Consider the following 7,661-nt stretch of genomic DNA (forward strand, 5'->3'; position numbering starts at 1 on the left):
TGATCCACTTCCCCTCCTTGTTCTGTCATGTTCTGACCAGCGTTCACGACCCCCCGGAACGCGTGGCCCCTAGCCGGTCCCCACAACCGGCCGGAGGAGGAGAAACGTTGCGTCCCCGCACCCTCGCCCTCGCCGCGGCGATAGCCGTCCTGCCCCTCACCGCCGTCTCGCTCGGTGTCTCCACCGCGCAGGCCGCGGCCCCGAACGCCGCCCCGCGCGTCGCCCTCGCCAACACCGTCAACCCGGCTGTGGCGCACTCGGAGAAGAAGGGCGACGTCCCCTCCGAGCAGCAGATATCCGTGGCCGTCAGCCTCAAGCTGCGCGACGCCGCCGGCCTCGACCGCTTCCTCGCCGCGGTCACCACCCCCGGCACCCCCGAGTACGGGAAGTTCCTGACGCCCGAGCAGTTCACCGAGCGCTTCGGCCCGACCCGCGAGGCCGTCCAGCAGGTCAAGGACTACCTCGCCGGCCAGGGCCTGACCGTCACCGAGGTCAGCGCCAACCGCCAGGTCGTCAGCGCCCGGGGCACCGCCGCGAAGGTCTCGCAGGCGTTCGCCACCCACGAGAGCTCGTACGTCGACCCGCAGCTGCAGCGCACCTTCTTCGCGAACGACGACGCCGCCTCGCTCCCCTCCGACCTGGCCGCCGTCGTCCAGGGCGTCAGCGGCCTGGACAACCACGCGGTGCGCAAGAACCGCCTGGCCAAGCCCAACGCGATCACGCCGAACGCCGCCACCGCCGCCCCCGGCGGCATGAGCCCGGCCCAGTACGACGGCGCCTACAACCTGACCAAGACCGGCGCCGACGGCACCGGCACCACGGTCGCGCTCTGGGAGTTCGACGGCTACAAGTCCTCCGACCTGACCACCTACGACGCGCAGTACGGCCTGACCGGCCCGGCCGTCTCCACGGTCTCGGTGGACGGCGCCAACTACGACTCCGCGCCCGGCCAGGGCATGGGCGAGGTCGAGCTGGACAGCGAGATCGTCCGCGGTGCGGCCCCCAAGGCCACCCAGCTGATCTACGAGGCCCCGAACAGCGACCAGGGCGAGATCGACATGGCCAACAAGATCGTGGCCGACAACAAGGCGTCGGTCATCTCGATCTCCTGGGGCTCCTGCGAGCCGGACACCACCGCCGCCTCGATGACGGCCGTGGACAACGCCTTCAAGCAGGCCGCCGCCCAGGGCATCTCGATCTTCTCCGCCTCCGGCGACGACGGCTCCCGCGACTGCACCCGCTCCACCAGCGGCTCGACCGTCAAGGCCGTCGACTTCCCGGCCTCCAGCCCGCACCAGACCGGCGTCGGCGGCACCAACCTCAAGGTGACCAGCGCCAACGGCTACTCCTCGGAGTCCGCCTGGAGCACCGCCGGCGGCGGCGTCTCCACCGTCTTCAGCAAGCCGAGCTGGCAGACCGGCACCGGCGTCAGCGGCACCATGCGCACCGTCCCGGACGTCTCCTCCAACGCCGACCCGGCGAGCGGCTTCGCCATCTACACCGGCGGCGCCTGGCAGGTCTACGGCGGCACCAGCGCCGCCGCGCCGCTGTGGTCCGGCTACGCGGCCCAGTTCAACCAGAAGGCCAAGGCCGCCGGGAAGCCGGTCCTCGGCGAGGCGATCCCGCGCCTGTACTCGGTCGCCAACAGCAGCAGCTACGGCAGCGCCTTCCACGACGTGACCACCGGCGCCAACCAGGACTTCTCCGCCAAGGCCGGCTACGACCAGGTCACCGGCTGGGGCTCCCCGGTCGCCGACCAGCTGACCACCGCCCTGCTCGGCGGCACCACCACCCCGCCGCCCACCGGCGGCTGCACCGCCGCCCAGCTGATCGGCAACGGCGGCTTCGAGACCGGCACCGCCGCCCCGTGGACCACCTCCTCCGGCGTGGTCGACAACAGCTCCTCCCAGCCGGCCCACTCCGGCAGCTGGAAGGCGTGGATGAACGGCTACGGCAGCACCCACACCGACACCCTGGCGCAGACCGTCTCCGTCCCGGCCGGCTGCACCTCCGCCGTCCTCACCTTCCAGCTCCACATCGACACCGCGGAGACCACCACCAGCACCGCGTACGACACGCTGACCCTCCAGGCCAACTCCACCACCGTGAAGACCTGGTCCAACCTGAACGCGGCCCCCGGCTACGTCCAGCAGAGCGTGGACCTGACCTCCTTCGCCGGCCAGACCGTGACCCTGAAGTTCACCGGTACCGAGGACAGCTCCGCCCAGACCAGCTTCGTGATCGACGACGCCGTTCTGAACGTCGGCTGACCAGCCGCCGGTAGCACCACCTGACCCCCGCCGGGGCGGCGCCTTCACGGCCCGCCCCGGCGGTGTCCTTGTTTCCGGCCTGTTTCAAGATCGATAACCTTGTGGTCCACCTGTCGTGACCCCTGTCATACGCACGACTGATGACGTAGCCTCTCGACCGTGCATAGGGTTCCCCAAAGCTCGGTGAAGCCGCGGGCGGCGCGCCCCGGCGCCGACCAGGTCCCGCCGAATTCACCTGGTGGGGAGGGTCACCGCATGGCCGCACAGCAGCCTCAGGACTCCGCGCGGCTCCGGCTGGTCGGTTCGCGCCCGGAGCACCCGGGCCCGCCCGCTCCGCCTCCCGCCGCAGCCCCCGCCCCGGTCCCGTCCGCCGGACGGCCCGCCCCGGCCGGAGGCTTCGCCGACGCCCTCAACCTCGCCATCGAGGCCAGCGGCCTCAGCCTGGACCGCATCCGCGCCGCGCTGGCCGGACGGGGCGTCAGGGTCAGTGTCACGACGCTGAGTTACTGGCGCCGCGGCCGCAGCCAGCCCGAGCGGGCCAGCTCGCTGCGCGCCGTCCACCTGCTGGAGGAACTGCTCGGCCTGCCGCACAGCTCCCTGTCCGCCCTGCTCGGCCCGCCGCGCCCGCGCGGCCGCTGGGCGGCGGCCGCCAACACCTGCCACCTCGGGCTCGAGGACGTCTGGCCGGGGGAGGACGACATCGCGGCGATCTTCGCCGAGTTGGACGCCCCGCCGGCCGGCGAGCTGGAGCGCCTGAGCATCCACGACTCGTACTACGTCGACGCCGAGCGGCGGGGCAACCTGCTGCGGATGCGCCAGGTGGTGCGCGCCACGGTCGGCGGCGTCGGCCGCTGCCTGGTCGTCCACAAGGCCGACGAGGAGGCCACCGGCTGTCCGGAGGTCACCTCGGTGCGGCACGGCCGCCTCGGCCGGGTCCGCCGCCGCCCGGAGGTCGGACTGACCGTCGCCGAGGTGATGCTCGACCGCCCGCTCGGCCTCGGCGACAGCACGGTCTTCGAGTACGAGGTGGACATCCCGCCCGGCGGCCCGACCACGGAGTACAGCCGCCGCTTCGCCACCCCGGTGCGCGAGTACGTGCTCCAGGTGCACTTCGACCCGGCCGCCGTCCCCGCCCACTGCGAGCGCTACGACCGCGAGCCCGGCGCCGACGTCGACCACCGCCGCGAGCAGCTGTGGGTCGGCGCCTCCGCCAGCGCCCACGTCCTGGCCCCGGACCAGCAGCCGGGCCACATCGGCATCCGCTGGGAATGGGCCTGACCCCTCCCGCCCGCCTCCCCGAACGTCCCCAAACGCCTCCCCGAACGCCTCCCGAAGCCCCGTCGAGCCCTCCGGCCCGGCGGGGCTTTCCGCTGCGCCGATATCTAACCCCTTCGCCGCCTCAGAGTGGTTGACGCTCCATCACCTAACCCCTACAGTCGCTTGTACCGGTTAGGCAGTCGCCGCCGGAGCCACCAAGCTCCAGGAGTGATCAGGCATGTCCGCCACCATCGCCCAGCTCAAGTCCCTGCAGACCGGCCACGTGGGCCTGAACGTCACCGACGTGGCCCGCTCGATCGACTTCTACCGCGCCGTCCTCGGCCTCGAGGTGACCCACGAGGGCACCGAGGCCGACCGCCGCTTCGCCCTCCTCGGCCGCGACGGCCGCCTGGTCGTCACGCTCTGGCAGCAGAGCGAGGGCACCTTCGCCACCGGCACCCCCGGCCTGCACCACCTCTCCTTCGAGGTCGAGAACCTCGACGAGGTCCGCACCGCCGAGGCCGTGCTGCGCGACCTGGGCGCCGAGTTCGCCTACGACGGCGTCGTCCCGCACGGCGAGGGCTCCGCCTCCGGGGGCGTCTTCTTCACCGACCCCGACGGCATCCGGCTGGAGATCTACACCCGCTCCGGCGTGGACGAGACCGACGCCGTCGCCCCCACCTCCGACGCCCCCACCTGCGGCTTCTTCTAGACCGGAGAACCCCGGCCCCTGACAGGAACGGCGAGGAGTACCGAGGAGCACACCGTGACGACCGCTGCCACGCCCTACCACCCCGGCGAGCGGACCGCCCAGGCCCGGGCCGGCCGCACCGAGCGCGCCGACCACGCCGGCCGCTCCATCCGCACCACCATCCCGACCGTCGCCGCCCGCTTCCTGGGCGAGCGGCGGACGGTGGTGATCGGCGCGGCCGACCTCGACGGCCGGGTCTGGGCCACCCAGCTGGCCGGCCCGGCCGGCTTCCTCCAGGCCCCCGACGAGCGCACCCTGACCGTCGCCGCCCACCCCGCGCAGGCCGACCCGCTGGCCGAGGCGCTGACCCGCCCGGCCCGGGTCGGCACCATCGCGCTGGACGCGGCCGGCCGCCGCCGGATGCGCCTCAACGGCCGCTCCCGCCCCGACGGCCGGGGCGGCCTGGAGATCACCGCCGAGGAGGTGGTCTCCAACTGCCCGAAGTACATCCAGCGCCGCACCCCGCAGGACCGCCCGGCCGGCCCGCCGCGCGCCGTCGCCTCCGGCGCCGTGCTGACCACCGCCCAGCGGCTGGCGGTCGCCACCTCGGACACCTTCTTCATCGCCTCCACCGGCCCCGACGGCAGCGTGGACGCCTCCCACCGGGGCGGCCTGCCCGGCTTCCTCCAGGCCGTCGCCCCGGACCGGCTGCGCTGGCCGGAGTACCCCGGCAACAGCATGTTCCTGACCCTCGGCAACCTCGAACTCGACCCCCGGGCGGGCCTGCTGCTGCCCGACTGGGAGACCGGCGGGGCCCTGCTGGTCACCGGCGAGGCCCGCACCGACTGGTCCGAGGAGGCCCGCCAGGGCGTCCCCGGCGCGGAGCGGATGGTCGAACTGGCCGTCACCGGCGTGCTCGAACTCGCCGACGCCACCCCGCTGACCTGGACCGATCCCGAGTACTCGCCCGCCATCCCGCGCTGATGCACCGATCCGGCACTGATCCCGGACGGATCCCGTGCCGGTTCGGCACTGGTCACCCTCTGATCGCACATCAGGTTCGTACGGTTACTACCTGTTCCGATGCCTCCGCGCCACGCCCGGGAGCCAACTGGTCGTCACTCGCTCGGCCCAATCCGCCGTGCCCCGATCCGCCCGCTTTGGGACTTTGGTCCCGGTGGCAGTGGAACCGGCGCGGGAAGGCCACTCCTGTCACGCCGTCAGGCCGTGACCAGGAAAGACCGCAGGAAAGAGGCGGAGCATGACCCTTACCGACCCCCTGTCCGCGCTGCCGGTGTTCACCGAGGTCGAACCGGCGGAGGACTGCATATGCGGGGGCTGCAGTGCCCGCCGCCGCGCCCGGCTGCACGCCGCCCCCGTCCACGAGGGCGGCCACGCCTCCTCCCGCAGCCTGCGCCGCCGGGCCGCCGTCGTGATGGCCGCGGTCGGCACCGCGATAGGCGGCGGAGCGGCCGCCGCCGGCTCCGCCACCGCGGCCCCCACCCCCGGCCCGGGCGGCGGCAACAGCACCGCCCAGCCCCCGCAGTCCCCGCAGGGCGAGGTCAGCGGCCTGCACGGCGAGGCCCCGGGCGCCCGCACCTACACCGCCCCGCGCGCCGCCGCACAGCCCGTCACCCGGGCGCAGATCATCCAGCGCGCACAGAGCTGGGTCGACCAGGGCGTGCCGTACAGCATGAGCCGCTACTGGTCGGACGGCTACCGCCAGGACTGCTCCGGCTTCGTCTCGATGGCCTGGGGCCTCGGCAGCAGCCAGACCACCTGGACCCTGCCGGACTTCGCCGAACGGATCGGCAGGAACGACCTCCAGCCCGGCGACGTGCTCATCTACAACAACCCGGCGAACCCGCAGGCCGGCTCGCACGTGACGATCTTCGGCGGCTGGGCGGACTCCTCCCGCACCCGCTACCTCGCCTACGAGCAGACCTCCCCCGGCACCAAGAGGCGCTCCACCCCGTACGCGTACTGGAGCAACTCCTCCGGCTACGTCCCCTACCGCTACACGGGCCTGTCCACGGGCAGCAGCGACGGCGCCTCCTCCAGTGCTTTCCCGGGCGCGGACAAGTTCGGGCCGGGTGCCAACAACGCGTACGTCACCAAGCTCGGCCAGATGCTGGTGCAGCGCGGCGGCGCCCGCTTCTACTCCGAGGGCCCCGGCCCCCGCTGGGGCGAGGCCGACCGCAAGGCCACCCAGGCGTTCCAGCTCGCCCAGGGCTGGCGCGGCGGGGAGGCCGACGGCCTCCCCGGCAAGGACACCTGGGCGTACCTCGTGGGCGGCAAGGGCCGCAACATCGACGCCGGCACCCCGCTGCCCCCGCCGCCGCCCGTGACCGGCCCGCCGGCCTTCCCCGGGGCGCAGTACTTCGGCCCCGGCCAGAACAACGACTACGTCCGCCAACTCGGCGCGCAGCTCGTCGCCAAGGGCTTCGGCGGCGCGTACGGCGTCGGCCCGGGCCCGCAGTGGAGCGAGAGCGACCGCCTCAACGTGCAGGCGTTCCAGCAGGCCCAGGGCTGGACGGGCGCGGAGGCCGACGGCTACCCCGGCCCGGACACCTGGCGCCGGCTCTTCTCCTGACGCGACCGACGCGACTCACGCGACCGACGCGACTGGCGCGGCTGACGCGACCCCTCAGCGCCCGTCCGGCCCCGTGCCGGGCGGGCGCCCCGACATCCAGTGGAACAGGCCCATCCCGACGCTGGTCGCCAGGTTGAAGCTGGACACCCCCGGGCGCATCGGCACCGCGACCAGGTGGTCCGCCCGCTCCCTGAGCTCCGCCGAGACGCCGTGCCGCTCGGTGCCGAAGGCCAGCAGCGCGTCGTCCGGGAACGGCACCTCCCGGATGTCCTCGCCCTCCGGGTCCAGCACGTACAGCGGCCCCTCGGGCAGTTCCGCCAGGCCCACCCGCTCGACGGCGGTGGCGAAGTGCAGGCCCGCGCTGCCGCGCAGCACGGTCGGGTGCCACGGGTCCACCTCCCCGGTGGTCACCACCCCGGCCGCCCCGAAGCCGGCCGCCAGCCGGATCACCGCCCCGACGTTGCCCAGGTTGCGCGGGTTCTCCAGCACCACCACCGGCGCCTGCCTCGGCCGACGGGCCAGCGCCTCCCGGTTCGCCTCCGCGGACGGCCGCACCGCCTGCGCGATCACCCCGGTCGGATGCAGCCGGGGCACCAGCGCCCGCATCGTCCGCTCCGGCAGCTCCACCGCCAGGGCGTCCAGCGCCTTCTCGACATCCGGCGCCAACTCCCGTGCCAGAGCGAGCAGTTCCCCCCGGTCGACGGTCACCACCCGGCGCACCTCACCACCGAACCGCAGCGCGTGCTTCAACGGGTGGAACCCGTCCAGCACCACCACCCCGGCCCCGCGCTCCCCCGCCCGCCAGTCCCGCTCCACCTCGACCTCATCCATCCCCCCACTCTCCCACCTG

General features: G+C 73.6%; 6 protein-coding genes. 5 read left to right on the top strand and 1 reads right to left on the bottom strand.

Going from position 1 to position 7,661, the window contains the following annotated elements; genetic code table 11:
• The first annotated feature begins 107 nt into the window (after positions 1-107).
• The 5 genes from IH61_RS0133900 (at position 108) to IH61_RS0133920 (ending at position 6,811) form a co-directional block, all read left to right on the top strand.
• A complete protein-coding gene (locus IH61_RS0133900; protein ID WP_051838522.1) occupies positions 108-2,270 on the top strand; it encodes a protease pro-enzyme activation domain-containing protein in 2,163 nt (720 codons plus the stop codon).
• Positions 2,271-2,525: 255 nt separating this feature from the next.
• Positions 2,526-3,548 (top strand): hypothetical protein, encoded by a 1,023-nt coding sequence (locus IH61_RS0133905; RefSeq protein ID WP_051838523.1) that lies wholly within the window; start codon positions 2,526-2,528, stop codon positions 3,546-3,548.
• Between the two features lie 217 nt (positions 3,549-3,765).
• Positions 3,766-4,239: a VOC family protein gene (locus IH61_RS0133910; RefSeq protein ID WP_031077033.1), complete on the top strand. Its 474-nt coding sequence runs from the start codon at positions 3,766-3,768 to the stop codon at positions 4,237-4,239.
• 54 nt (positions 4,240-4,293) lie between these two features.
• The gene (locus tag IH61_RS0133915; RefSeq protein WP_031077036.1) at positions 4,294-5,202 is read left to right on the top strand and encodes a pyridoxamine 5'-phosphate oxidase family protein; all 909 of its coding nucleotides are present in this window, start codon (positions 4,294-4,296) and stop codon (positions 5,200-5,202) included.
• Positions 5,203-5,479: 277 nt separating this feature from the next.
• A complete protein-coding gene (locus IH61_RS0133920; RefSeq protein ID WP_031077038.1) occupies positions 5,480-6,811 on the top strand; it encodes a peptidoglycan-binding protein in 1,332 nt (443 codons plus the stop codon).
• A 54-nt stretch (positions 6,812-6,865) separates the two neighbouring features.
• On the opposite strand, the gene IH61_RS0133925 is transcribed toward IH61_RS0133920, so the two are convergent.
• Positions 6,866-7,642 (bottom strand): TrmH family RNA methyltransferase, encoded by a 777-nt coding sequence (locus IH61_RS0133925; RefSeq protein ID WP_051838524.1) that lies wholly within the window; start codon positions 7,640-7,642, stop codon positions 6,866-6,868.
• Positions 7,643-7,661: the final 19 nt, after the last annotated feature.

This window comes from Streptomyces sp. NRRL WC-3742, assembly GCF_000720635.1.
Taxonomy (GTDB): Bacteria; Actinomycetota; Actinomycetes; order Streptomycetales; family Streptomycetaceae; genus Kitasatospora.